Below are 21,487 nucleotides of genomic sequence, written 5' to 3' on the forward strand. Positions count from 1 at the left end.
CTGCCATTTACCCTTCAGACCTCGCTGTCCTCGACAAACACCAGCCGATTCCCAAACGGGTCACGGATACTCATCTCCCGCGAACCCCAGGGCGTGTCCTCAACCCCAGGCTTGGCATATCGGTACTCTTTGCCCAGCAACTGCTGCTGATACGCATCGACCCCTTGGGCCTGAATTCGCACCGCCGCCCCCGGCGAAGCATCACCATGATGCTCGGACAAATGCAGCACGCACTCCCCCAGCGAGACCTGAAGGTACAACGGGAAATTCGCCTCGAAACGATGCTGCCAATCGACCTTGAACCCCAGGAAGTCGACGTAGAATTCCAAGGCTTTGACCTCGTCGAAAATCCGCAGAATGGGGACGACTTTTCCTAAGTGCATGGCGACAGCTCCGTATAAAAGAAGCCCCACTATAGAGCCGTAAACCCACCACGCAAATCCCCGCTACGCGCCAGGAACCGGCCTGCTCTCGCGCCGTTCGCCTGCCCATCGCGATAGCTCAATACGCCATTGACCCACACGCCATCAATCCCTTCAGCTGCGCGCTGCGGTGCGGTGAAATCCGCCACATCCCGCACCCGCAGGGGGTCGAACAACACCAGGTCAGCCCAGTAGCCTTCACGGATCTCGCCACGCTCGGCCAGCCCAAAGCGCGCCGCCGACAAGCCGGTCATCTTGTGCACCGCCGTGTGCAAAGGGAACAAGCCGACATCCCGACTGAAATGCCCGAGTACCCGTGGGAAGGCCCCCCACAAGCGGGGATGAGGAAACGGGTCTTCAGGCAAGCCGTCCGAGCCCACCATCGACAACGGATGCGCAAGGATGCGCCGAACGTCGGCTTCATCCATCCCGTAATACACCGCCCCTGCCGGCTGTAAACGGCGAGCGGCCTCCAACAGCGAAACGTTCCACTCGCCAGCGATGTCCTGCAAATCGCGCCCGCCCATGTGCGGGTGCGGTGTCGACCAGGTGATGGTGATGCGAAACGCGTCGGTGACCTGTTTGAGGTCCAGGGTCGAGGAACTGGCAGCATAGGGATAGCAATCACAGCCCACCGGATGATTTTCCGCTGCAGCTTGCAGAGCCGCCAACAACTGCGGACTGCGCCCCCAATTACCGGCACCCGCGCATTTAAGGTGGGAAATAATCACCGGCACCCTGGCATGTCGGCCGATCAGAAACGCCTCATCCATTGCCTCCAGTACCGGCTCGAACTCGCTGCGCAAATGCGTGGTGTACACCGCACCGTAGGCCGTCAGTTCTTCAACAAGCTGCAACACCTCATCAGTCTCGGCGTTGAATGCGCTGGCGTAGGCCAGGCCTGTGGATAACCCAAGGGCACCGGCCTCCAGGCTCTCTTGCAACTGCACGCGCATGGCCGCGATTTCATAGGGCGTGGCGGTGCGATGCAGGTCATCCATATGGTTGCTGCGCAGCGCCGTGTGGCCGATCAGGGCGGCAACGTTCACTGCCGGATCGGCGCCTTGCACTGCGTTGCGATAATCGCTGAACCGCGGATAACAGAACTGCTCACGCTTGCCCAATAAGTTCATTGGGTCCGGCGGGTCGCTGCGCAAACTCACCGGCGAGGCGCTGATGCCACAGTTGCCGACAATCACCGTGGTCACGCCTTGGCTGAGCTTGGGCAGCATCTGCGGCTGGCGGATCACCACCGTGTCATCGTGGGTGTGCACGTCGATAAAACCCGGCGCCAATACGCGGCCATGGGCGTCGATGACTTGCTCGGCCCGGGCTGTGGACAAGTCGCCAATCGTGCGGATACGCCCTGCGTGCACGCCCACATCGGCGACATACCCTGGGGTGTTACTGCCATCGATGATCAGCGCCTGGCGAATCAGCGTGTCGTACGTCATATCAGTCTCCAAGCGGCAGGCTGTCAGGGCCGCCGCGGTAATCATCCAGGGCCAGCTTGATCCGGCGCAGGCGTTCCTGGTTGTCGTCCGGCAGGGCCAGCGCCAGCTCGGTGGCGAGCAGGTCGATGGCCAGCAGCATGCCGTAGCGGGCGGCGGTGGGTTTGTAGATAAAACTGGTTTCCGCCGGTTGCAGCGGCAGCAGGACATCCGCCAATTCGGCCAGGGGAGAGTCCGCGAGGGTGATGGCAATGATCCGTGCGTCGTAGTTGCGCGCCAGTTTCACCACATCCAGTAATTCAGGTGTGCGGCCGGTGAGGGAACAGACAATCAAGGCATGTTGCGGGCCCAGGGTCGCGGCCGTGACGCGCATCATCACCGGGTCATGGCAGGCCGCAATCGGGTAGCCCAGACGCACCAGGCGCACCTGCAATTCATCGCTGCACAGGCTGGAGGGGCCGCCCATGCCGAACGCATGAATCATCCGCGCCTTGCCCAGCAAACTGACCGCATCGACAAAGCTGTGCTGGTTAAAACCTGACAAATGCTGGCGCAGCGTCGCTTCGATATCGCCCAGAATTTGCCGATGAAAGGCCGACTGCTCCGGCAACCCCGCCGGGTCCAGGAAGCGGCTGCCCACACCACTGGCCTGGGCCAGCTGCAGGCGCAAATCGCGCAAGTCACGGCAGCCAACGCTGCGGGCAAAACGCGACAAGGTCGCGGTGCTGACCTCGGCCCGCTGGGACAACGCCTCCAGGCTGGCCGAGGCGGCAAAGCCCACATCTTCAAGCATCAACTTGGCGATACGCCCTTCGCCGGCGCTGAACGAGTCCTGGCGGGCGCGGATCTGGTAGAGGATGTCCATGCAGGCTCCGGTTATAGAATCAGGCTCATAACACCAGGGACAAGCCGTAGGTCAGACCGAAGGCGACCAGCGAAATCAGGGTCTCCAGTACGGTCCAGGTCTTGAAGGTCTGGATGACCGTCATATTGAAGTATTCCTTGATCAGCCAGAAGCCGCCGTCGTTAACGTGGGAAAAGATCACCGAGCCCGCACCAGTCGCTAGCACCAGCAATTCAGGGTGTGGATAACCCAGGCCCAAGGCGACCGGCGCGACCACCCCGGACGCGGTGGTCATGGCCACCGTGGCCGAGCCGGTGGCGACGCGCATCAACGCGGCGAACAGCCAGCCCATCACCAGCGGCGACAACTGGAACGCATGAGCCAGGCCAAGGATTTCATGAGTAACACCAGCGTCCACCAGGATGCGATTCAACCCACCGCCCGCGCCCACCAGCAAGGTAATGCTGGCGGTCGGCGCCAGGCATTCGTTGGTGAACTTGAGGATCGACTCGCGGTTGAAGCCCTGGGCCAGGCCCAAGGTCCAGAAACTCACCAGGGTCGCCACCAACAGGGCGATCACCGAGTTGCCGATAAACAACAGGAACTGGTTGAAACCGCTGCCCGGCGTAGAAATCACGTTGGCCCAGCCGCCGATCATCATCAACACCACCGGCAGCAGGATGGTGCCCATGGTCAGCGCAAAGCTGGGCAGGCGTGTACGCGGTTCACGCTCGATAAACTGGCGCTCCAGCGGGTTTTGCGCCGGCAACTGAATGTGCGGCACGATGAACTTGGCGTAGACGGGCCCGGCAATGATCGCCGTGGGGATGCCAATCAGGATCGCATACAGCACCGTTTGCCCGACCGAGGCGTTATAGGCCAGCACCGCCATCATTGCCGCCGGGTGCGGCGGCACCAACGCATGCACCACCGACAGGCCAGCGACCATCGGCAGCCCGACCATCAGGATCGACACGCCCACGCGCCGCGCCACGGTAAAGGCAATCGGCACCAGCAACACAAAGCCGACTTCGAAAAACAGCGGCAGCCCCACCAGGAACGCGATACACACCATCGCCCAGTGGGCATTGCGTTCACCGAAGCGGTTGATCAGCGTGCGCGCCACCTGCTCGGCGCCACCGGACTCGGCCATCATCTTGCCGAGCATGGTACCCAGCGCCACCACCAGGGCGATATGCCCCAGGGTCTTGCCGACACCCGCCTCGTACGAACCCATGATGGTGTCCGCCGGCATTCCGGCCATCAGCGCCAGGCCGATGGACACCAGTGTAATCACGATAAAGGGGTTGAGTCGGTAGCGTGCAATCAGCACGATCAATGCAATGATGGCGATGGCAGCGTATGCCAATAGCCAGAAGCCCGGTGATGCGGCCATGCGGTACTCCTCGGAAAGGGTCACGTCGAATTGGTTGTGAAACTCATAAATCATTCCCGAGGAGCATTTTCAATTTTTATGAAAGTAATTTTCGCCCACGGATAAGCGTTGTCGCTTGGGGATATGCCCGACGTGGGTGGATGAAAATCCGGAGGGTGTTCTTACATGAAGATCAGAGAAGGCGGAAACTCAGTCGCTGCCCTTGAGTCATAGAATGCGCATCCATTGCCCAGGAACCCGATCATGATTCGCACCACAATTGCCGCCAGCGTCCTGCTCTTGTGCAGCAGCGCTTATGCCGCCGACAACCCTGCCTTGAAAAAATGCATGGACAGCGCCAATACCACCGCCGACATGGTCAATTGCAACGCCAGGCAAACCAAGGTGCAGGACGACCGCCTGAACCGTGCCTACAAAACCGCCCTCGCCGCCCAGGAAGGCCCGCGCAAACAGCAACTGCAAGACGTGCAGCGCCTGTGGATCAAATACCGCGACGCCAATTGCGCCTTCGCTGGCAGTGCCACCGGCGGCACCCTTGATCAGGTCAACGGCTCAGGCTGCGTGCTGGACATGACCCAGACCCGCGCCCAGGAGCTGGAAGACCTGGTCGGGCCGTAATAACAACCTCGCTCCTACAGAAGAAGGCGTCAGTCGTGATGAACCTTGGCGCGCTTGAGGAGTTTTTTGCAGCGCTCGGATAAATGCAGTACCCGCAGGTGCTTGCCAGCCTTGGTGTAGCGCTCGCGCAGGGTCATCAGGGCGGCAATCGCCGAATAGTCGACAAAGCTCAGGTGACGGCAATCCAGCGTGACCTGAGCCGGGTCGTTGGCCGGATCGAACTGATTCAAAAACGGCGTGGTTGAGGCAAAGAACAACGTGCCATGCAGCCGATAGAGCTTGCTGCCATCAGCCTCCAGATGTTCATCGGCGTACAGCTCGCGCGCCTGCTGCCAGGCGAAGTTCAGCGCGGCGATAACGATACCGCACAGCACCGCAGTGGCCAGGTCGGTGAACACCGTAATGATCGTCACCGCCATGATCACCAGCACGTCGTTGAGCGGCACCTTGTTGATCACCCGCAGCGACGCCCAGGCGAAGGTCTGTTGCGACACCACAAACATCACCCCCACCAGCGCCGCCAGCGGAATACGCTCGATCAGCGGTGACAGAAACAGAATGAACAGCAGGATCATCACCCCGGCAAACACCCCGGAGAAACGCCCGCGCCCGCCGGAGCTGAGGTTGATCACGGTTTGCCCGATCATTGCGCAACCGCCCATGCCGCCGAACAGGCCCGAGACCATATTCGCCGCGCCCAGGGCCATGCTTTCACGGTCGGGGTAGCCACGGGTCTCGGTGATTTCGTCGGTGAGGTTGAGGGTCAGCAGGGTTTCCAGCAGGCCGACCATCGCCATCAGGAACGCGTAGGGCGCAATGATGCCGAGGGTGTCCAGGGTCCAGGGAATCTGCGGCAGGGCGAAGGTCGGCAAGCCACCGGCGATATGTGCCATATCGCCCAACGTGCGGGTCGGCAGGCCCAGCAGGTACACCGCCAGACCAACGCCAAGGATCGCCACCAATGCGGGCGGCACGGCGCGGGTCAGGCGTGGCAGCAGGTAGACAATCGCCATGGTCACCGCCACCAACCCCGCCATCACATACAGAGGCGTACCGCTGAGCCACTGTTCGCCGCTCTTGAAATGCTCCAGTTGTGCCAGCGCAATAATGATCGCCAGGCCGTTGACGAAGCCGAGCATTACCGAATGCGGCACCATGCGCACCAGCTTGCCCAGGCGCAGCAGGCCGAAGACGACCATGATCAACCCGCCCAGCAGTACCGTCGCCAGCAGATATTCCACGCCGTGTTGCACCACCAGCGCAACGATCACCACCGCCATCGAACCGGCGGCGCCCGAGACCATGCCCGGGCGGCCGCCGAACAAGGCGGTGAGGGTGCAAATGATGAAAGCACCGTAGAGGCCCATCAGCGGGTTGAGGTGGGCCACCAGGGCAAAGGCGATGCATTCGGGCAGCAAGGCGAAAGACGTGGTGAGGCCGGCCAGGGCGTCGGCGCGCAGACGGGTGAGGTTCATGGAGTACCAGGGAGTTGCGGGGGATAAGGCGGGGAATGGTACGGAATTGCGGCGGGTGGGGCTAGTGAAGTGTCAGCTCCGAGGTACCGAGTCGCCTCTTTCGCAGGCAAGCCAGCTCCCACATTTGATAGGGGTCACACCTTAAAAATGTGGGAGCCGGGCTTGCCCGCGATGGCCACGCCGCGGTGCTAAGCGAACATCAAATCATCTCGTTGCGAATCCACTCCACCACCGAAGTACGCTTGGGCCCCCAACCCAACAGTTCACGGGCGTGTTTGCCGCGCACTCGGCTATTGGAGCCCAACCCGTAGTTGGCCATTTCATAGCCCCACTCGGCCTCAGCCTCGGCCAATGGCCAATCCTGTGGTTTGCCTAGGTTCAGCGCTTGGGCAATCGCCGTGGTCATGTCGATGAATGCTGCTTCGCTGCTTTCCACGAAGTAGAAAGTACCCGGGACGTTTTTGGTCAGCGCCAGCAGATACAGGGCGACCACATCTTCAATATGCACGTTGGACCAGATGTTCTGCCCGCTGCCCACATGGCGCACTACCCCGCTTTTGCGCGCCTGCTTGAGCAAGCGCGGCAATTGCACGCTGTCACGCTTCACGCCCAGGCTGTGGCCGTAGATCAGGGTGTTGCAGATCACCGCCGAATTGATGCCGTCAGTGGCCGCCGCGAGGATCAGGTTGTCGATAGCCACGCGGGCAGCCTTGTCGACGGTCGGCTCAGGCAGATTGCTTTCGAAGTAGATGACCTCACTGGCCTTGCCGCCCGACGCATCACCGACAATGCTCGACCCGCTGGTATGCAGGAACGGCTTGTTCGAGCCTTTCAAGGCGGCCAGCAAGGTTTCCACAGCGGCGCGATGGTCGCTGCTGGCGGCGTTGATCACCGCATCGGCCTTCTGTGCCTGCTCGGTCAATACGGTTGCGTCGTCGAGGGTGCCGATCACCGGCGTAATGCCCAGGGCGGTCATTTCGGCGGCTTGTTCGGCGCTGCGCACGAGGCCGGTGACGTGATGGCCGGCGTTGACCAGGCCGGTGGCGATCGAACCGCCGATAAACCCTGCTGCACCGGTAACGAATACATTCATGGAGGTTGCTCCTGACTGGGTAAGTGATGCGCCCAGTATCCAGCTCCCACTGCTGCCGAATAAGCCCGTGCGGCCCAATTCACTCTTGCGCTCAGGTCACGAATCAGCGCGCATAGCGCGCCAGCTTGGCCTGAATAAAGTCCAGGAAGCACTGGATGCGTAGTGCCAATTGCGAGTTGCGATAGAACACCGCGTGGATCGGCTGGCGATAACCGCTGTTGGACGCCTCCAGCATGGGCACCAGGCGGCCGGCGTCGATGTCAGCGACGGTCATGAAATTCGACAGGCAACAAATGCCCTGCCCCTGCAGCGCCAACTGGCGCAGGGTTTCGCCACTGGATGCACTGACGCCGGGCTGAATCAGCCAGCGGTCACCTTCGCCGTGACGCAGCGGCCAGTGGTTGAGGGTCTCGGTGTGGGTGAAGCCCAGCAAGGTGTGATCAGCCAACTCGGCAACGGTCGTCGGCGTGCCGTACTGCTTGAGGTAGTCGGGGCTGGCCAGGACATGCAGCGGCGTGCTGCCCAGGAACCGCGCATGCAGGGTCGAGTCGGCAAGGGCGCCGATGCGAATGGCGATGTCGGTGCTTTGCTCCAGCAGGTCGATGATCAAATCATCGCTGTTGAGCTCCAACTGGATATCCGGGTAGAGGCTGCGAAATTCAGCGATGTACGGCACGATCCCATGCAGCATGAACGGCACGGCGGCGTTGATACGCAGGCGCCCGGCCGGCTTTTTCTGGCGCGAGGACAGGCGCTCTTCCAGCTCATCCATCTGCGCCAGGATCAGCTTGGCCTGCTCGAAGAAGTACTTGCCCTCCTCGGTCAAGTCCATGCGTCGCGTGGTGCGGTTGATCAGCGTGGTATCGAGCTTGGCTTCCAGGCGCGACAGCGTGCGGCTGACCGCAGACGGCGTTTGCCCGACCTTTTCGGCGGCGGCAGAAATCGAGCCGCATTCAATCACGCTGACGAAGATCTGTAGCTCATCGGAACGGGCTTTCACGGGCAGTCCTTCATTAACGGCTGAAAAATGCCCGCTCATTATTAACCAGCCAGCAACAAATGGCCTCCCAACAACGCCATGCCGGTAAAAAATCCACGTTTGAACCACACGGCACTGATACGCCGACGCACCACCTGGCCCAGCCACATCCCCAGCAAGGCCGGCACCAGCGCCAACACCGACGCCCCCATTTCACCCCCGCCCAGCACACCGCGCCAAGCCAACCCGGCGGCAAGTGCCAACGTCGATACGGTGAACGACAGCCCCAGCGCCTGCACCAACTGGTCACGGCTCAAGCCCAGCGCCTGCAGGTACGGCACCGCAGGGATCACGAAGACACCGGTGGCCGAGGTAATGATGCCGGTGATCACCCCGCACATGGGGCCCAGCCAGCGCTCGGTTCGGGGCGCGACCTTGAAGGTCGGCAGGAATAACCCGCTCAGCGCATACACCAGTAAAGCCGCGCCCAGGGCACGCACCACCCAAGGTCCGCTACCCATGCCTAGCCACAAGGTGCCCAGCCCGGTGCCGAGGAAAATCAGCAACAGCATCGGCCACAGGCGTTTGAGCAAGGCACCCAAGTGCCCGCCAAAGGACAGTTGCCAGAGGTTGGTTACCGTCGAAGGAATGATCAGCAATACCGCAGCCTGCGCCGGCAGCATAGCCAGGCCAAGCATGCCCATGGCTACAGTGGGCAAGCCCAGGCCGATGACGCCCTTCACCGTACCGGCCAGCAGGAAGGTAGTGATGACCAGCGCTGTCAGTGCGGGGCCTAGGTTTTGGTAGAAGGAGAGGAAGGTATTCATGCACCGATTGTGCAGGGCTGGAGAGTGGCTGAAAATTCGCCATATACTGAGGCAGCCTCTTGTTTTGCGTGAGGCTGATGACGCTATCGCAGGCAAGCCAGCTCCCACATTTGGAATTGTGAATACATTCAAGTGTGGGAGCTGGCTTGCCTGCGATGAGGCCCTTCCAGTCACTGGGAAACTTCATGCACTTTGACCTCATCGACCTGCGCCTCTACCTGCACATCCTGGACAGCGGCAATATCACCGCCGGCGCGGCCCGCAGCCACCTGTCCCTGGCTGCCGCCAGCGCACGCATCCGAGCCATGGAGTCTTCACTGGGCGTCGCGTTTCTCGAGCGCGGCCGCCGTGGCGTAACCTCAACACCCGCGGGCAAAGCCCTGGCCCGGCATGCTCGCCTGCTGTTGCAGCAGGCCGACCATCTGCAGCAAGACCTGGCCGAATACGCCAATGGCGTCAAAGGCCAGGTACGCCTGCTGTGCAACACCACCGCCCTCAGCGAATACCTGCCGGAGCTGCTCGCGCAGTTTTTGCGCGAGCATCCCAACCTCGATATCGACCTGCAAGAGTTGCCCAGCCTGCGCATCACCCACGCCTTGCGCCAGGGCACCGCCGACCTGGGGATTATTTCCGATGCGGTAGACACCCACGGCTTGCAGACCCTGGCGTTTCGCGACGACCCGCTGGTGCTGATCATGCCCCTGGACCACCCGTTGACCAACCCGAGTTTTATCGAGAGCCTGCAATACGACTACGTGGGCCTGGGGGCGAACAGCGCGTTGGCGGTTTACCTGGAAGAACAGGCACTGCACGCTGGCTTTCGCTTGCAGACGCGCATTCGCGCCGACGGTTTTGAGGGGTTGATTCGCATGGTCGTCGGCGGTGCGGGCCTGGGCATCGTGCCTCAGGCCGCCTTGGACCGCTGGCCGTCAGAACGCCGTTTCAAGGCCCACCTCCTGCAAGAGGAGTGGGCCTGCCGCACGTTGCTGTTATGCGCACGCTCGTTCGAGCAACTGCCGGGTTATGCCAGGGCTTTGTTCGAGGCCTTGGCCCTGCCCTTGCGGAAGAACCCGTAATACACAGCCGACAGAATCAGCAGGAACGGCACGCCAAACACCAGTGTCATCTTGAAGGCGTCGGTGAAATAGGTGGTGATCATCACCGCCCCCATCAGCACCAACCCCAGCAACGTGCTGTAGGGAAACAGGCGCAACTGGAACGACAACTTCGCCCCGCCATGACGCTTGCGATAGCGGCGGAAAAACAGGTGAGTGAGGAAGATCATGAACCAGGTGAAGATCGCGCCAAACATCGAGATCGCCATCATCAGGGTGAACGAACTTTCCGGGTACACCACGTTGAGCAACGTCGCCAGGGCAATGCCCGAGCTGGACAGCAGCAATGCGTTGAGCGGGATGCCGTTCTTGCTCAGCGCGCCCATGGACTTGGGCGCAAAGCCGGCGCGGGACAGGCTGAACATCATGCGCGTGGTGATGTAGAGCTGACTGTTCATGGCCGACAGCGCCGCGATCAGGATCACGAAATTCATCACCCCGGTGGCACCGGGAATGCCGATAGTCTGCATCACTGTGACAAACGGGCTCTGGGCCTGGCCGGCCTGGTTCCACGGTACGATGGCGAGCATCAGCGCCAGGGTCAGCAGATAGAACACCACCAGCCGCACGATGGTAGCGAGGAAGGCTTTCTTCACTGCCTGCTCCGGGTCGGCAGCTTCACCGGCGGCCACGGCGATCATCTCGACACTGAGGTAGCTGAAGATCGACACGATCACCGCGATCCACATGCCACTCAAGCCATGGGGGAAAAAGCCGTCGTGGGCCGTGTAGTTCTGCACGCCGTAGTCGGGGTTACCAGAGCCGAACACCACATACACTGCCAGTATGATGAAACCGACAATAGCGCTGATCTTGATCGTCGAGAACCAGTATTCGAAGTTGCCGAAGGTCTTCACGCTGATCGCGTTGAGCAGGATCAGCACACTGGAAAACGACACGATCCACACCCACTCCGGCACGTTGGCAAACCAGTACTTCATGTACATCGCCACCGCCGTGACCTCGGCCCCCACCGCCAGCACAATCGCCGCCCAGTAGGCATACCGCACCAGGAACCCGGCCAACGGGCTGATGTAGAACTCGGCATAGGCGCCAAAGGAGCCGGAGGTGGAATGGGCCACCGTCATCTCCGCCAGGCAGCCCATCAGCAGCAAGGTAATCAATGCGCCGATGGCGTAGCTCACCAGCACGCTCGGCCCGGCATAACCGATGGCGTAGGCGCTGCCCATGAACAGCCCGGTGCCGATGGCGCCACCGATGGCGATCATGCTCATCTGGCCGGAAGTGAGCTGGCGCCTCAGGCCCAGTTCACGGTGGGTAATCTCTGCAAAGCCGTTGTCTGGCGTGGTCACGGGTGTGCCCCTTTATTATTGTGATAGTGGCTGACGCTGAACCTGTGGGAGCTGGCTTGCCTGCGATAACGGTAGTGAATGCACCGACGCTATCGCAGGCAAGCCAGCTCCCACATTTGCTCTGTGTTGCTCTTAAGTAACGCTGTTGCGGACTTTGAATTGCGGCTGGTCCCAGGTGGCGTTGTCGAGAATTTCACCGAGAATTTCCACGGCGTCCCACACCTCGGTAAAGCTGCTATACAACGGCGTGAAGCCAAAACGCATGATCCGCGGTTCACGGTAATCGCCGATCACGCCTCGGGCGATCAAGGCCTGGATCACGGCGTAACCTTCGGGGTGTTCAAAGCTGACGTGGCTGCCGCGCCGGGTGTGTTCACGCGGGGTTATCAGTTCCAGGCCATGGGCGGCGCAACGGCTTTCGACCAACGCAATAAACAGGTCGGTCAAGGCCAGGGATTTGCGGCGCAGGCTGGCCATGTCGGTCTGGGCGAAAATCTCCAGGCCGCATTCCACCATGGCCAACGAGGTAATCGGCTGCGTACCGCAGAGGTAGCGGGCAATGCCGGCGCTGGGGGCGTAGGTGGACTCCATGGCGAACTGGCGGGTATGCCCGAACCACCCGGACAACGGCTGGCGCACCACATCCACCAACGCCGGGTTGACCCACACAAACGCCTGGGAGCCCGGTCCGCCGTTGAGGTATTTGTAGGTGCAGCCAATCGCATAATCCGCATTGGCCTGATGCAGGTCGACAGGCACCGCGCCCGCCGAATGCGCCAGGTCCCAGATGCTCAGCGCGCCGCACTCGTGGCTCAGCGCGGTCAGGGCCGCCATGTCGTACATATAGCCGGTCTTGTAGTTGACGTGGGTGAGCATCACCACCGCCACGTCCGCATCAATGGCCTGGGGCAGTTCGGCCGGGCTGTTCACCAGGCGCAGGGAATAGCCTTGTTGCAGCAATTCGGCCAAGCCTTCGGCGATGTACAAGTCGGTGGGAAAGTTGCTCGCTTCGCTGACGATGACCTTGCGCGCAGGTGTACGTTGGCGCTGCACACTCAAGGCGGCGCTGAGCACTTTGAACAGGTTGATCGAGGTGGTGTCGGTGATCACTACCTCGCCGTCACGCGCACCAATCAATGGCGCCAGGCGATTGCCCAGGCGCTGGGACAACTGCGCCCAGCCAGCGCTGTTCCAGCTACGAATCAAGCCGTTGCCCCACTCCTCGGCGATCACCTGTTGTGCGCGTTCCAGCGCCGCCACCGGGCGAGCGCCGAGGGAGTTGCCGTCGAGGTAGATCACGCCCTCGGGCAAGGCGAATTGGGCACGCAGGGGGGCCAAAGGGTCCTGTGCGTCGAGGGCTTGGCAATGGCTTCGAGTGGTCATGGGTCGTCCTGGTTTTTATAGGTGAGGATGGACCAAATAATGAACGAACTTTTAGAGAATTTTCGTGCAAAGTGGTGGGTAAACGGCTATTTAAGCTGTAGGAAATTCGAATTTAACCTCCAAACACGCGGATATCTTCCAAGCATGATTCTCGACGCCACCGACCTGCGCCTCCTGCATTTCCTGCAACAGGATGGCCGCATCAGCAACCAGGAATTGGCGGAAAAAGTCGCGCTGTCGCCGTCTGCATGCCTGCGCCGTTTGCGCCTGCTGGAGAGCGAGGGAATCATCAGCGGCTACCGCGCGGTATTGAACGCCGAGCAGTTGGGGATCGAGCTGGAAGCCATCGTGCACCTGTCGTTGCGCCAGGATGTGGAGGACTGGCATGAGACGTTCATCAAGAAGGTGCAAGGCTGGCCAGAGGTGGCGAGCGCCTATGTGATCACCGGCGCCAGCAACTATGTGCTGCGGGTGCAGGCGCGTAACCTCAAGCACTTTTCGGACTTTATCGTGAACCACCTGAACCGCACGGCGGGGGTGATGGATATCCGTTCGGAGATAGTGCTGCAGAAGATCAAGGACCGGGATGAGGTGTTGGACCTGGTCGTGCGCAAATAACACAAACACCCCAAAACCAATGTGGGAGCTGGCTTGCCTGCGATAGCGGTGGTGAATGTTCCACCGCTATCGCAGGCAAGCCAGCTCCCACAGTTGACCGAGTTGATCAGTCTTCCAGAGCACGCACTCGTTGCATGCGCTGCTGTTCTATTGGCGCATCCGCCACCTGCAACTCAAAGTCAAAATCAATCTGCGCAAACCGTCCTTGCACGCCAAATTCCCGCGCCAGTTGCGGATCGTCGCTGAAGCGGATCTCGGCAATCAGTTCATCGCGGGTGGCATAGGCGAAGTCATCATGCAGGTACGGGTCATCCGACAGGTTGATCTGCGTGGTCAGGTGCCGGTGCCCAGGCGCCGAGATGAAGAAGTGGATATGCGCCGGCCGTTGCCCGTGGCGCCCCAATTGGTCGAGCAACTGTTGCGTCGGCCCGCTCGGCGGGCAACCGTAGCCCGAAGGTACGATGCTGCGAAAACGGTAGTTGCCCTGGGCGTCGGTCTCGATACGGCGACGCAGGTTGAATTCAGATTGATTCGGGTCGAACCACGAGTAAGTGCCGCCGGTATTGGCCTGCCAGACATCGACAATCGCCCCCGCCAATGGCTTGCCTGCGGTATCGCGCACTTGCCCGCGCATGAACAACGGCACCGCGTCGTCCTGACCATCATCCAGCCGTGCTTCGTATTTGGACAGCGGCGCGCCGGCCACATACAACGGGCCTTCGATGGTGCGCGGTGTACCGCCGGACTTGCCTGCCTGCTCATCGGCGGCGTCCATCAACAGGTCCAGATAATGCTCTAGGCCCAGGCCGGCAGCGAGCAGACCGGCCTCCTGGTTTTTGCCCAGCTCATTGAGGTAGTTGACCGCCTTCCAGAATTCTTCCGGGGTCACTTCCAGGTCTTCGATAATGTTCACGGTGTCGCGCAGGATCCGGTAAGTCAGCGCCTTGGTACGTGGGTTGCCCGCGTCATTGAGGTTGCCGCTGGCTTCTTCGAGAAAGCGTTGAGCATGGGCAGTCTGGGACAGGCGGATGGACATGGTGCATTCCTCATCTTGTAGTTATAGGTGCAAGCCGGCTCAGCGGTCGTCCGCATGGATCGACGACGGATGGCGGCACAGCGCATTCACTTCGATGGCCATGTAGGGGAACAATGGCAGTTGCATCAGCAGGTCGTGCAGGTCCTGGACGCTGTCGACATCGAACACGCTGTAGTTGGCGTAATGCCCGGCGATGCGCCACAGGTGGCGCCATTTGCCCTCTTGTTGCAGGCGCTGCGCCAAGGCTTTCTCCTCGGCCTTGAGGCTGGCGGCACGCTCGGGGTGCATATCGAGGGGCAGGTTCACGGTCATTTTTACGTGGAACAACATGGCAGAGGCCTCTTAGTGTTTGTCACGGCGAAAGAACGCCAGGCGCTCTTCATCGAGCGTCAGGCCCAGGCCCGGCGCAGTGGACACATGCAGCTGGAAATCGCGGTACACCGGTGGCTCGGTGAGGATGTCTTCGGTGAGCAACAGCGGGCCGAACAATTCGGTGCCCCACGCCAGGGTGTTCAGCGTGAGAAAGGCATGGGCCGAGGCCAGGGTGCCAATGCCGCCTTCGAGCATGGTGCCGCCGTACAAGCCGATGCCGGCCGCTTCGGCAATCGCCGCCGTGCGCAATACAGCGCGAGGGCCACCGTTCTTGGCGATCTTGAGGGCGAACACCGTGGCCGCGCCTTCACGGGCCAGGTTAAAGGCGTCTTCTACACATTCGATAGATTCATCGGCCATGATCGGCACCGGGCTCGACAGGTTGAGCCGGGCCATGCCGCCACGGTTGTTGCGCGAGATCGGTTGTTCGATCAGATCGATACCGTGGTCGCCGAGCACCTTGCATGCCCGCAGGGCCACGGCTTCATCCCAGGCCTGGTTGACGTCGACGCGCACACTGGCGCGCTCGCCCAGGGCTTTTTTGATCGCGATCACATGGGCTAGGTCGCGGTTGACCTCGCCTGCGCCGATCTTCAATTTGAAGAGACGGTGGCGGCGCAGGTCGAGCATTTTCTCGGCCTCGTTGATGTCCTGTTCGGTATTACCGCTGGCCAGGGTCCAGGCCACCGGCAATGCATCACGCACCCGCCCGCCCAGCAATTCGCTGACCGGCAGCCCCAGACGTTTGCCGAGGGCGTCGAGCAAGGCGCTTTCGATACCGGACTTGGCAAAGGTGTTGCCGCGAATACTGCGTTCCAGGCGCAACATGGCCGCATTGACGTTGCTCGCGTCCTGACCGATCAATAGCGGCGCAAAGTGGCGGTCGATATTGATTTTGATGCTGTCGGGGCTTTCATTGCCGTAGCTCAGGCCGCCAATGGTGGTGGCTTCGCCGATGCCTTCAATGCCGTCGGCGCAACGCAGGCGGATGATCACCAGGGTCTGGTTTTGCATGGTGTGCATCGCCAGCTTGTGCGGGCGAATGGTGGGCAGATCAACAATAAGCGTGTCGATCGATTCGATGGCGCAAATCGGCATGGCAATACCCGTTGGGTTCTTTATAGATTTGCGTCGATTCTGTGCCGCATTTTTTTGGGGTTCCAATATAGAATTGGTCTGGTGCGATACCCTCAAGGTATGAAAGGAGTCGATATGGAACTGCGTCACTTGCGCTATTTCCAGGTGCTGGGCGAAACCCTTAACTTCACCCGGGCTGCCGAACGCCTGCACATCGCCCAGCCGCCCTTGAGCCGGCAGATCCAGCAGCTGGAGGATGAACTGGGGGTGGTGCTGCTGGAGCGCAGTCGGCCTTTGCGCCTGACCGAAGCCGGGCGTTTTTTCTATGAGCACGCCAATGTACTGCTCGAACAACTGGACAAGGTCTGCGACACCACTCGGCGCATCGGCCAAGGCGAGAAAACCTGGCTGGGTATCGGCTTCGCGCCGTCGACCTTGTATGGCGTGCTGCCGGAGCTGATTCGGCGCCTGCGCACCCACGACGCCCTGGAGCTGGAGCTGGGTTTGTCGGAGATGACCACCTTGCAGCAGGTCGAAGCGCTCAAGGCTGGCCGCATTGACGTGGGCTTCGGGCGGATTCATATCGATGACCCGGCCATTGTCCAGCGCGTACTGGTGGAAGACCGCCTGGTGGCCGTACTGCCCAGCGGTCACCCGTTGCTGGGCGCTCCGGCCACTCTCGCCCAGTTGGCCGGCGAACCCTTCGTGCTCTACCCCGGCAACCCGCGCCCCAGTTATGCCGACCATGTGATCGCGCTGTTCGACGCCCATGGCTTGAGCGTGAAGGTGGCGCAGTGGACCAACGAATTGCAGACCGCTATCGGCCTGGTGGGCGCCGGTATGGGCGTGACGCTGGTGCCGGCGTCGGTGCAGGTGCTGCATCGGGCGGATATTGGCTATACGCCGGTGGTGGAGGCGACGGCGAGTTCGCCGATCATCCTCAGCCGGCGGGTGAATGACCGGTCGCCGGGGCTGACTCATTGCCTGCAACTGGTTGAGGAGTTGATCTGAGATCCTCCAGGCACCCCATACTCCATGTGGGAGCTGGCTTGCCTGCGATGGCGGCGGATCAGTTGGCATCGTGTTGATCGGCCGGCCGCTATCGCAGGCAAGCCAGCTCCCACCTGTTGATCCTCACCCGAGTTCAAGTAATGCGCAGGCGCTTGCGTTGCAATGTCTGGCTGGGCGACTCATCGAACAGCTTGCGGTATTCCGCCGAAAACCGCCCCAGGTGCGTAAACCCCCAGCCCAGGGCGATTTCAGAAATAGTGCGCATTGAGCCCTGCTCCAGTATTTCCTGGCGCACCGCCCCCAGCCGATGCTTCTTCAGATACGCCATGGGCGACAGTGCGAAGTACTTGCGAAACGCATCGAACAGTTTGAACCGCGACACGCCCGCCGCCGCTTCCAGGTCTTCCAGGTGCAGCACTTCACGGGCGTTGTCATGGATGAATTGCCGCGCACGGATCAAGTAGTGCGGCAGTTTTACCCCCAACACCTCGCGCAACTCTTCAGAGTAGTTATTCGGTTGGGCCAGGATCAGCCCCTTGATCAGCGAGCTTTCCAGGTCACGGGTAAACGCCGCCTGCTCGTATAACTCACTGCTGCATTCCAGTTCGGCGATGAAGTATCGCGCCATGCGCCACCACGAAGCCGGGGCGCCGTCCACAGCATCCATCACCGACTCAAACCGCAGCGGTGCATCGATGGGCCGTTGCAGCAAGCCTTCCAGTGACTCGCTCATCGCCGCCCGTGTGATCACCACCTGCAACTTGCGACAGTCACCGGAAATCGCCAGCACCTGATGCTCGTTGGGCGAAATGATCACGCCCTGGTCGCGGTTGGAACTGAGGCGCTCACCGTTCTTGCTCAGCTCCTGCTCGCCCACCAGCGGCAGGCTCAAGCTGTAGCTGCGAAAGTGCTCGGCGTCTTCGATGTCGATGGTCACATCGGTACCGTATTCGATCACGCCCAGGGTGGTGGCGCGGGACTTGAACACGTTGGCGCTGTGGTGAAAGCGCAGGCGCTCGGGGGTGGCCGTCGCCAGGCGATGGGGCCCGCAGATGCCGGACATCCAGCTGCGCGCGCCTTCCAGGTCGAAGCGTTGAATATGAATATCGCGTGTCTGGCTACTCATCAGGGTGCACCCACGGCGGTTAGGCATTTGCGCGCTCTGGCGGCGCGTCGTTGAACCTCGACAGCAAGTTCCAGGCCACGCCAGCAGCGTGACCACTGGGTGGATAGTAACGGTCGACTATGTGGATAAATCCCAGGGGTTTACGACCATCGCCCACCATCACAGTAGCGCATGCCGTCACCTGCGCGCACCGCCATGGGTATTTGCTGCCCAACTTTGCGGCCTGCGTTCCCCCATTAAGCGGATAGCCCGCCACCGCATCGCAGCCGCTTAATGGCTCACCGTTTAGCCATGATCAAAAGGTGCCTCCCATGAGTGGTGCAAGAACCGTCGAGCAGTGGAAATCCTTTATCGAAAGTTGCCTGGACTTTCGCCCGGCGGATGAAGTGTTCCGCATCGCCCGCGACATGTTCACCGAGCCCGAGCTGTTCGACCTGGAGATGGAACTGATCTTCGAGAAGAACTGGATCTACGCCTGCCACGAAAGCGAACTGGCCCATAACCACGACTTCGTGACGATGCGCGCCGGGCGCCAGCCGATGATCATCACCCGCGACGGCGAAGGCCGGCTCAACGCGCTGATCAATGCCTGCCAGCATCGCGGCACTACCCTCACCCGCGTGGGCAAGGGCAATCAATCCACCTTCACCTGCCCGTTCCACGCCTGGTGCTACAAGAGCGATGGCCGACTGGTGAAGGTCAAGGCGCCGGGGGAATACCCGGAAGGTTTCGACAAGGCCACCCGCGGCCTGAAAAAAGCGCGCATCGACAGCTACAAGGGCTTTGTGTTTATCAGCCTGGACGTGAACGGCACCGACAGCCTGGAAGATTTCCTCGGCGACGCCAAAGTGTTCTTCGACATGATGGTGGCGCAATCGGCCACCGGAGAGTTGGAGGTGCTGCCGGGCAAGTCCGCCTACACCTATGACGGCAACTGGAAGCTGCAAAACGAAAACGGCCTGGACGGTTATCACGTCAGCACCGTGCACTACAACTACGTGGCCACCGTGCAGCATCGCCAGCAGGTCAACACCGAGAACGGCGCAGGTTCCAGCACGACGCTGGACTACAGCAAGCTCGGCGCCGGCGACGCAAATACCGACGACGGCTGGTTCGCCTTCAACAATGGCCACAGCGTGTTGTTCAGCGACATGCCCAACCCCAGCGTACGCTCCGGCTACGCCACCATCATGCCGCGTCTGGTAGAAGAACACGGCCAGCAGAAGGCCGAGTGGATGATGCACCGCCTGCGCAACCTGAATATCTACCCCAGCCTGTTCTTTCTCGACCAGATCAGCTCGCAGTTGCGCATCATCCGCCCGGTGGCCTGGAACAAGACCGAGATCATCAGCCAGTGCCTGGGGGTCAAGGGTGAGTCCGACGCCGACCGCGAAAACCGGATTCGCCAGTTCGAGGACTTCTTCAACGTTTCGGGCATGGGCACGCCCGATGACCTGGTGGAGTTTCGCGAAGCCCAGCGCGGTTTCCAGGGCCGCCTGGAGCGCTGGAGCGATATCTCACGAGGCAGCCATCGCTGGGAGACTGGGCCGACGCCCAACAGCGAAGCCATTGGCATCCAACCAGCCATGACCGGCACCGAGTTCACCCACGAAGGTTTGTACGTCAACCAGCATCGCAACTGGCAGCAGTTCCTGCTCCAGGGCCTGGAGCGACAAGCGCTGACACTGCGGGAGGTGAAGTGATGAATGCGCAATTGCAGTACCAGATCGAGCAGTTTTTCTACCGCAAATCCGAACTGTGCGACGCCCAGGACTGGGATGCCTACGTGCAGTTGTTCGACCCGCAGAGTGAGTTTCACCTGCCGCAATGGGATTCCGAACACGTCTACACCCAAGACCCCAAGCGCGAGATGTCGTTGATCTACTACGCCAACCGCTCGGGCCTGGAGGACCGTGTGTTCCGCCTGCGCACCGGCAAAGCCGCCTCTGCCACGCCGATGCCGCGCACCTTGCACCTGATCAATAACGTACGCATTGCCGAGCAGGCCGACGACACGTTGGAGGTGCGTTTGAACTGGCACACGCTCTTCTATCGCCTCGCCACGTCCGAGCAGTTCTATGGGCATGCCACGTACCGCCTCAAGCCTGCGGGCGACAGCTGGCTGATCATGCGCAAGCACGCCTTGCTGCTCAACGACACCATCAATTCGGTGCTGGATTTCTATCACCTGTAATGGTGCCGCATCCCTTGTAGGAGCGAGCTTGCTCGCGCCTACAAGGGGCTCATACCTATCCACGGAGTCATGTGAATGAATCACAAAGTGGCCTTCAGCTTTGCCGATGGCAAGACCCTGTTCTTCCCGGTGGGCGCCCATGAAATCCTGTTGGACGCGGCCCTGCGCAACGGCATCAAGATCCCGCTCGATTGCCGCGAAGGTGTGTGCGGCACCTGCCAGGGGCGTTGCGAATCCGGTGAGTACACCCAGGACTACGTCGACGAGGAAGCGCTCTCCAGCCTCGACCTGCAACAGCGCAAGATGCTCAGTTGCCAGACTCGGGTGAAGTCCGACGCCACCTTTTATTTCGACTTTGATTCGAGCCTGTGCAACGCCCCCGGGCCCGTGCAGGTACGCGGCACGGTGAGCGCGGTGCAGCAGGTCTCGACCAGCACCGCCATCTTGCAGGTGCAACTGGACCAGCCACTGGATTTTTTGCCGGGCCAATATGCGCGTCTGTCAGTGCCCGGCACCGATAGCTGGCGCTCCTACTCCTTCGCCAACCGGCCGGGTAATCAGTTGCAGTTCCTGGTACGCCTGCTGCCCGACGGAGTCATGAGCAACTACCTGCGTGAACGCTGCCAGGTAGGTGATGAAATGCTGATGGAGGCGCCCTTGGGTGCGTTTTATCTGCGGCACGTCACCCAACCGCTGGTACTGGTGGCGGGCGGCACCGGGTTGTCGGCGTTGTTGGGCATGCTCGATGAGCTGGTCGTCAACGGCTGCACACAACCTGTGCACCTGTACTACGGCGTGCGCGGCGCCGAAGACTTATGTGAAGCGGCACGTATCCAAGCCTACGCGACGAAAATCCCGAACTTTCGCTACACCGAAGTGCTGAGCGACGCCTCAGCCGAGTGGACGGGCAAACGCGGCTACCTGACCGAACATTTCGACCTGGCCGAATTGCGGGACAGATCGGCGGATATGTACGTGTGCGGCCCCCCTCCAATGGTCGAATCCATCCAACAATGGCTGGCGGATCAGACACTTGATGGCGTTCAGCTGTATTACGAAAAGTTTACGCAGAGTAATATCTGACCCTCAGCAGTTCTGAGGGGCCGATGCGGCGTGCAATCACCCTTGAGAAAAACA

General features: G+C 61.0%; 21 protein-coding genes. 7 read left to right on the plus strand and 14 right to left on the minus strand.

All coding sequences use genetic code 11. The features are described from left to right. Nucleotides 1-14: 14 nt before the first annotated feature. The 4 genes from JMV15_RS20965 to JMV15_RS20980 are packed head-to-tail and all read right to left on the minus strand — an operon-like array spanning nt 15 to nt 4,167. Entirely contained in the window at nt 15-383 is a 369-nt protein-coding gene (locus JMV15_RS20965; RefSeq protein ID WP_014719894.1) for a glyoxalase superfamily protein, read from the minus strand. Nucleotides 384-412: 29 nt separating this feature from the next. Further along, nucleotides 413-1,876: an N-acyl-D-amino-acid deacylase family protein gene (locus tag JMV15_RS20970; protein ID WP_020302506.1), complete on the minus strand. Its 1,464-nt coding sequence runs from the start codon at nt 1,874-1,876 to the stop codon at nt 413-415. A 1-nt stretch (nt 1,877) separates the two neighbouring features. Then, nucleotides 1,878-2,738: a MurR/RpiR family transcriptional regulator gene (locus JMV15_RS20975; protein ID WP_014719896.1), complete on the minus strand. Its 861-nt coding sequence runs from the start codon at nt 2,736-2,738 to the stop codon at nt 1,878-1,880. 25 nt (nt 2,739-2,763) lie between these two features. Beyond that, complete coding sequence (locus JMV15_RS20980) at nt 2,764-4,167, minus strand: GntT/GntP/DsdX family permease (RefSeq protein WP_014719897.1); 1,404 nt, start codon at nt 4,165-4,167, stop codon at nt 2,764-2,766. A gap of 189 nt (nt 4,168-4,356) precedes the next feature. On the opposite strand from JMV15_RS20980, the gene JMV15_RS20985 reads away from it, so the two are divergent. Then, on the plus strand, nt 4,357-4,731 hold the full coding sequence (locus tag JMV15_RS20985; RefSeq protein WP_014719898.1) for a lysozyme inhibitor LprI family protein: 375 nt from the start codon (nt 4,357-4,359) through the stop codon (nt 4,729-4,731). 29 nt (nt 4,732-4,760) lie between these two features. On the opposite strand, the gene JMV15_RS20990 is transcribed toward JMV15_RS20985, so the two are convergent. From JMV15_RS20990 to JMV15_RS21005, 4 genes are all read right to left on the minus strand, one after another. After that, complete coding sequence (locus JMV15_RS20990; RefSeq protein WP_014719899.1) at nt 4,761-6,206, minus strand: SulP family inorganic anion transporter; 1,446 nt, start codon at nt 6,204-6,206, stop codon at nt 4,761-4,763. A 199-nt stretch (nt 6,207-6,405) separates the two neighbouring features. Then, nucleotides 6,406-7,299 carry an NAD-dependent epimerase/dehydratase family protein gene (locus JMV15_RS20995; RefSeq protein WP_014719900.1) on the minus strand — a complete coding sequence of 298 codons (894 nt, stop codon included), beginning with the start codon at nt 7,297-7,299 and terminating at the stop codon, nt 6,406-6,408. A 103-nt stretch (nt 7,300-7,402) separates the two neighbouring features. Beyond that, entirely contained in the window at nt 7,403-8,299 is an 897-nt protein-coding gene (locus JMV15_RS21000; RefSeq protein WP_014719901.1) for a LysR family transcriptional regulator, read from the minus strand. 41 nt (nt 8,300-8,340) lie between these two features. Then, nucleotides 8,341-9,105, minus strand: coding sequence for a sulfite exporter TauE/SafE family protein (locus tag JMV15_RS21005; protein ID WP_014719902.1), 765 nt, complete (start codon nt 9,103-9,105; stop codon nt 8,341-8,343). 185 nt (nt 9,106-9,290) lie between these two features. Here JMV15_RS21005 and JMV15_RS21010 point away from each other — a divergent pair, with 185 nt between their 5' ends. Continuing rightward, nucleotides 9,291-10,181: a LysR substrate-binding domain-containing protein gene (locus tag JMV15_RS21010; RefSeq protein ID WP_019817472.1), complete on the plus strand. Its 891-nt coding sequence runs from the start codon at nt 9,291-9,293 to the stop codon at nt 10,179-10,181. Here the strand turns inward: JMV15_RS21010 and JMV15_RS21015 are convergent. Beyond that, nucleotides 10,127-11,533, minus strand: a complete 1,407-nt coding sequence (locus JMV15_RS21015; RefSeq protein ID WP_201491893.1) for an amino acid permease — start codon at nt 11,531-11,533, stop codon at nt 10,127-10,129. The two genes, JMV15_RS21010 and JMV15_RS21015, sit on opposite strands and share 55 nt — an antisense overlap. A 132-nt stretch (nt 11,534-11,665) precedes the next feature. After that, on the minus strand, nt 11,666-12,916 hold the full coding sequence (gene kynU / locus JMV15_RS21020) for a kynureninase (RefSeq protein ID WP_014719904.1): 1,251 nt from the start codon (nt 12,914-12,916) through the stop codon (nt 11,666-11,668). 144 nt (nt 12,917-13,060) lie between these two features. Between kynU and JMV15_RS21025 the strand changes: the two genes are divergently transcribed. Further along, nucleotides 13,061-13,534 (plus strand): Lrp/AsnC family transcriptional regulator, encoded by a 474-nt coding sequence (locus tag JMV15_RS21025; protein ID WP_003176072.1) that lies wholly within the window; start codon nt 13,061-13,063, stop codon nt 13,532-13,534. A 106-nt stretch (nt 13,535-13,640) separates the two neighbouring features. Here JMV15_RS21025 and catA read toward each other — a convergent pair whose 3' ends face one another. From catA to JMV15_RS21040, 3 genes are read right to left on the minus strand one after another with little or no spacing between them, the layout of a single operon-like run. Further along, nucleotides 13,641-14,570: a catechol 1,2-dioxygenase gene (gene catA, locus JMV15_RS21030; RefSeq protein ID WP_201491894.1), complete on the minus strand. Its 930-nt coding sequence runs from the start codon at nt 14,568-14,570 to the stop codon at nt 13,641-13,643. Nucleotides 14,571-14,609: 39 nt separating this feature from the next. Beyond that, the gene (catC, locus tag JMV15_RS21035; RefSeq protein WP_014719906.1) at nt 14,610-14,900 is read right to left on the minus strand and encodes a muconolactone Delta-isomerase; all 291 of its coding nucleotides are present in this window, start codon (nt 14,898-14,900) and stop codon (nt 14,610-14,612) included. Nucleotides 14,901-14,912: 12 nt separating this feature from the next. Next, on the minus strand, nt 14,913-16,040 hold the full coding sequence (locus tag JMV15_RS21040; RefSeq protein ID WP_014719907.1) for a muconate cycloisomerase family protein: 1,128 nt from the start codon (nt 16,038-16,040) through the stop codon (nt 14,913-14,915). A gap of 114 nt (nt 16,041-16,154) precedes the next feature. Here JMV15_RS21040 and JMV15_RS21045 point away from each other — a divergent pair, with 114 nt between their 5' ends. Further along, a complete protein-coding gene (locus JMV15_RS21045; RefSeq protein ID WP_014719908.1) occupies nt 16,155-17,030 on the plus strand; it encodes a LysR family transcriptional regulator in 876 nt (291 codons plus the stop codon). Nucleotides 17,031-17,163: 133 nt separating this feature from the next. Here the strand turns inward: JMV15_RS21045 and JMV15_RS21050 are convergent, their stop codons facing one another. Further along, nucleotides 17,164-18,156, minus strand: a complete 993-nt coding sequence (locus JMV15_RS21050; protein ID WP_014719909.1) for an AraC family transcriptional regulator — start codon at nt 18,154-18,156, stop codon at nt 17,164-17,166. Between the two features lie 311 nt (nt 18,157-18,467). Here JMV15_RS21050 and antA point away from each other — a divergent pair, with 311 nt between their 5' ends. The 3 genes from antA (at nt 18,468) to antC (ending at nt 21,433) form a co-directional block, all read left to right on the plus strand. After that, nucleotides 18,468-19,859, plus strand: a complete 1,392-nt coding sequence (gene antA / locus JMV15_RS21055) for an anthranilate 1,2-dioxygenase large subunit (RefSeq protein ID WP_014719910.1) — start codon at nt 18,468-18,470, stop codon at nt 19,857-19,859. Then, entirely contained in the window at nt 19,859-20,350 is a 492-nt protein-coding gene (gene antB, locus JMV15_RS21060) for an anthranilate 1,2-dioxygenase small subunit (RefSeq protein WP_014719911.1), read from the plus strand. The genes antA and antB overlap by 1 nt, the downstream gene beginning before the upstream one ends. A gap of 75 nt (nt 20,351-20,425) precedes the next feature. Next, the gene (antC, locus tag JMV15_RS21065; protein ID WP_014719912.1) at nt 20,426-21,433 is read left to right on the plus strand and encodes an anthranilate 1,2-dioxygenase electron transfer component AntC; all 1,008 of its coding nucleotides are present in this window, start codon (nt 20,426-20,428) and stop codon (nt 21,431-21,433) included. The last annotated feature ends 54 nt before the right edge of the window (nt 21,434-21,487 follow it).

The organism is Pseudomonas paracarnis, assembly GCF_904063055.1.
Lineage (GTDB): Bacteria > Pseudomonadota > Gammaproteobacteria > Pseudomonadales > Pseudomonadaceae > Aquipseudomonas > Aquipseudomonas paracarnis.

What these genes read in the sequence shown, in the direction of transcription:
- JMV15_RS20965 (WP_014719894.1), bottom strand. Translation starts at nt 383, where the DNA reads ATGCACTTAGGAAAAGTCGTCCCCATTCTGCGGATTTTCGACGAGGTC.
- JMV15_RS20970 (WP_020302506.1), bottom strand. Translation starts at nt 1,876, where the DNA reads ATGACGTACGACACGCTGATTCGCCAGGCGCTGATCATCGATGGCAGT.
- JMV15_RS20975 (WP_014719896.1), bottom strand. Translation starts at nt 2,738, where the DNA reads ATGGACATCCTCTACCAGATCCGCGCCCGCCAGGACTCGTTCAGCGCC.
- JMV15_RS20980 (WP_014719897.1), bottom strand. Translation starts at nt 4,167, where the DNA reads ATGATTTATGAGTTTCACAACCAATTCGACGTGACCCTTTCCGAGGAG.
- JMV15_RS20985 (WP_014719898.1), top strand. Translation starts at nt 4,357, where the DNA reads ATGATTCGCACCACAATTGCCGCCAGCGTCCTGCTCTTGTGCAGCAGC.
- JMV15_RS20990 (WP_014719899.1), bottom strand. Translation starts at nt 6,206, where the DNA reads ATGAACCTCACCCGTCTGCGCGCCGACGCCCTGGCCGGCCTCACCACG.
- JMV15_RS20995 (WP_014719900.1), bottom strand. Translation starts at nt 7,299, where the DNA reads ATGAATGTATTCGTTACCGGTGCAGCAGGGTTTATCGGCGGTTCGATC.
- JMV15_RS21005 (WP_014719902.1), bottom strand. Translation starts at nt 9,105, where the DNA reads ATGAATACCTTCCTCTCCTTCTACCAAAACCTAGGCCCCGCACTGACA.
- JMV15_RS21010 (WP_019817472.1), top strand. Translation starts at nt 9,291, where the DNA reads ATGCACTTTGACCTCATCGACCTGCGCCTCTACCTGCACATCCTGGAC.
- kynU (WP_014719904.1), bottom strand. Translation starts at nt 12,916, where the DNA reads ATGACCACTCGAAGCCATTGCCAAGCCCTCGACGCACAGGACCCTTTG.
- JMV15_RS21025 (WP_003176072.1), top strand. Translation starts at nt 13,061, where the DNA reads ATGATTCTCGACGCCACCGACCTGCGCCTCCTGCATTTCCTGCAACAG.
- catA (WP_201491894.1), bottom strand. Translation starts at nt 14,570, where the DNA reads ATGTCCATCCGCCTGTCCCAGACTGCCCATGCTCAACGCTTTCTCGAA.
- catC (WP_014719906.1), bottom strand. Translation starts at nt 14,900, where the DNA reads ATGTTGTTCCACGTAAAAATGACCGTGAACCTGCCCCTCGATATGCAC.
- JMV15_RS21040 (WP_014719907.1), bottom strand. Translation starts at nt 16,040, where the DNA reads ATGCCGATTTGCGCCATCGAATCGATCGACACGCTTATTGTTGATCTG.
- JMV15_RS21045 (WP_014719908.1), top strand. Translation starts at nt 16,155, where the DNA reads ATGGAACTGCGTCACTTGCGCTATTTCCAGGTGCTGGGCGAAACCCTT.
- JMV15_RS21050 (WP_014719909.1), bottom strand. Translation starts at nt 18,156, where the DNA reads ATGAGTAGCCAGACACGCGATATTCATATTCAACGCTTCGACCTGGAA.
- antA (WP_014719910.1), top strand. Translation starts at nt 18,468, where the DNA reads ATGAGTGGTGCAAGAACCGTCGAGCAGTGGAAATCCTTTATCGAAAGT.
- antB (WP_014719911.1), top strand. Translation starts at nt 19,859, where the DNA reads ATGAATGCGCAATTGCAGTACCAGATCGAGCAGTTTTTCTACCGCAAA.
- antC (WP_014719912.1), top strand. Translation starts at nt 20,426, where the DNA reads ATGAATCACAAAGTGGCCTTCAGCTTTGCCGATGGCAAGACCCTGTTC.